At 74.4% G+C, this 2,990-nt stretch carries 1 protein-coding gene; it reads left to right on the top strand.

The features are described from left to right. The first annotated feature begins 87 nt into the window (after nucleotides 1-87). The gene (locus KBX53_RS27870; RefSeq protein ID WP_210862508.1) at nucleotides 88-2,823 is read left to right on the top strand and encodes an ABC transporter permease; all 2,736 of its coding nucleotides are present in this window, start codon (nucleotides 88-90) and stop codon (nucleotides 2,821-2,823) included. Nucleotides 2,824-2,990 lie beyond the last annotated feature (167 nt).

Raw genomic sequence — 2,990 nt, 5'->3', positions numbered from 1 at the left:
CGAAGGGTCCGGTCGCAGCTGCGGAACACTCCCGGCCGATCGCGGGCGAGGGTCGCCGCTGTCCTGAGGGCGACCTCCGGTTTCACGGTGCTGACCGGTGCCGCGAGCACCTCCCGGCTGGTCGCGAGCGGTTCCGTCGACGGGCAGTTCCGGCCGTCGTACGACATTCTGGTGCACCCTGCGGCACCGGTCACCGGCCTGCTGCATCAGGACCGACCCACCGCGGCCTACGGCGGCATCGCGCTGGAGCAGTGGCGGCAGATCGAACAGGTCCCCGGCGTCGAGGTGGCCGCACCGCTGGCGGTCCTCGGAATCGCCGACATCCAACCCGACCTGCGGGTGGACGTGACAGAGCAGGTCGACCGGGCGGCCGAGCGGCAGGTCATCGAGATCGCCCGCCGGATCAGCGGGGACCGCGGACTGAGCACGGTGACGGCCGCGCCGGCCTACATCTCCGTGTCCCGGCGGCCGCTGGTGCCGCGGGCCGACCTGATCAGTCAGGCGTTCATCTACGCCGACGGCACCCGGGTTCGCCAGCCCACGTCCGCCGCCGAGTGCCCCGGCACCGGTGGCGGCGGCCCGCTGGAGGTGCAGCCGGACGGCCGGCGTCGGCAGGTGTGCGACATCGCGGCGGGCAGCTTCGACCCGGACGCCCGGCGCACCCAGGTCAGCACCATCGAGGCGTACCAGTTGCTCCCCGACGGCACCTTCCGGCGTGCCTCCGTGTTCACCTCCGGCCGGCCGGCGTCAGTGGTGCCGGCGACCGCCCGGCTGGAGATCCAGCTGCCGTCGGTGGCACCGGCGGTGATCGCCGCGATCGATCCGGCGGCTGAGGCGCGCCTGGTCGGCCTCGATCAGGCGGTGCGTCAGGGCCGCTACCTGACCGGGGTCGACGCCGTCGCCTCGGCGGGCCGCGTCGCGGGGACTTCCGCCCTGCCGCCGAGCGGCCCGGCCGGCCGGACGCTGCCGGTGCTCGCCGCCGACACCCTCGCCGTGGACGAGCGGATGGACATCTCCGTGTCCCGGCTGACCGGCCGGGTCGCCGACCAGGTGCCCGGCACCGCGACGCAGGCGCTCTGGCCGCTGCTGAACGCCTCGGCAAAGGGGCCGTCGCAGGCGGCCCGGCACGACCTGGCGCGGCTCTACCGCGCCCGGCTCGATGCCGCAGTGGCCGAGCGCGCTCCACTCTCCGCCATGATGACCCTGCTCCGGCCTGGACCGCCGACCTACGCGCCGCAGCCGGACGGGAGCGACCAGCTGCTGCCCCGATCCGACGGGCCCGACGCGGCCGACCCGACGATCGACGACGCGTGGCGGGACTCGTGGCTCGCTACCGGCGGTGTCGCCACCGGGGATCCGGTGAGCCTGGTCGACCGGTCGGGGTGGTCGGTCGCCCCGGTGGGCAGTTTCACGCCCGACGCGCTCGAATCCGCCGCCGGCGCCGCGCAGCAGGCACTCGACCTCTACCGTCCGACCCCGCCGGTGGGTGCCGACGCGCGCTCGCGTGATCTGCTCGGCGACCGTCCACTGCTTGCCACAGACGACCCGCTCGGTTACCCGCGCCACCCGCCCAGCCTGGTGACCAGCCTGACCGCTGCCGGCGAGCTGTACGCGAGCGTCGCGCCGGCGTTGGCCGCCGCCCCGCTGAGTTCCGTGCGGATCCGGGTCGCCGGGATCGACCGGTTCGACGCGGTGGCCCGGGAGCGGGTCCGGATGGTGGCGGACGAGGTCGTACGGCAGACCGGCCTCACCGTCGAGGTGGTCCTGGGCGGATCGACGGTACGCAGTCCGGTGCTGCTACCCGCTGGCGAGTTCGGTCGCCCCGACCTGAACCTGGCGGAGGCGCGTACCCGCAAGGGTGTGGCGACCGAGATCGTCACCGCCGTCGATCGGAAGAACATCCTGCTGCTGGGGCTGCTGCTGGTGGTCTGCGTTCTGCTCGTCGGCAACGCGGTCTCCACGGCGGTTCGGGTCCGCAGACGCGAACTGGCCGTCCTGGCCTGCATCGGTTGGCCGGGCTGGCGGCTGAGCATGCTGATCCTCGCCGAGACCACGGCGCTCGGGCTGACGGCGGGCGTGCTCGGCGCCGGCCTGTCGGTGCTGCTCGGTCGGTTTGCCGGGGTGCAGGTCTCCGGTGCGGTGACACTGCTGTGCGTGCCGCTCGCGGTGCTGCTGACCGCGGCGGCCAGTGCCCTGCCCGCACTGCGGGCCGCCCGGACCCGGTCGGCGGAGGCGCTACACCCGAGCGTGACACCGGCCCGACGAGCCGCGGCGGGAAGCCTCGCCGGGCTCGCGGTGGCCAATCTCCGACGGGCACCCGCGCGTACGATCGCCGGCGCGACGAGCCTGGCGGCGGGTGTCGGCGCGGTGACGCTGATCCTGGCGGCGCTCTGGGCGTTCAACGACGGCATGGTGGGTTCGCTGCTCGGTGAGGCGGTCTCCGTGCAGGTGCGCGACGTGGATCTGGTGGCGGTCGGCGGGGTGCTGCTGTTCGGGGTGCTCGGCGTGGCCGACGTGCAGTACCTCAACGTGCGGGAACGCTCGGCGGAGTTCGCCACGCTCCAGGCCGTGGGCTGGCCCGACCTCACGCTCAACCGCCTCGTGGTCTACGAGGCGCTCGGCGTCGGCGCGCTCGGCTGCGTCCTCGGGGTAGCCGCCCGTCTCGGCTCGGTCGCCCTGCAGGTCGGCCGGGTGGACGGACGGCTGGCGCTGGTGGCGCTGGCCGTCACGGGGGCGGCGCTGTTGCTCACCGTGCTCACCGCGCTCGTGCCGGCGATCCTGATCCGACGGTTGCCGATCGCCGATCTCCTCGGCGAGCAGTGACGAGGACTCGGGCCACGGCTCGCCGCTCCGGGGTCACCGGTCGGCGGCGTCAGCCTCGGGCAGCTCCTCCGGCTCGCTGATCCAGGCGGAGAAGACCGGCACCGCGTGCCACGGTCCGGTGCCACCGTCGCCCCGGGTGTCGGTGGCGACCGCCACGACGGCGTACG

Origin of the sequence: Micromonospora sp. M51 (assembly GCF_018070305.1) — a bacterium.
Classification (GTDB): domain Bacteria; phylum Actinomycetota; class Actinomycetes; order Mycobacteriales; family Micromonosporaceae; genus Micromonospora; species Micromonospora parva.
This window is presented reverse-complemented; position numbering and strand designations above follow the sequence as displayed.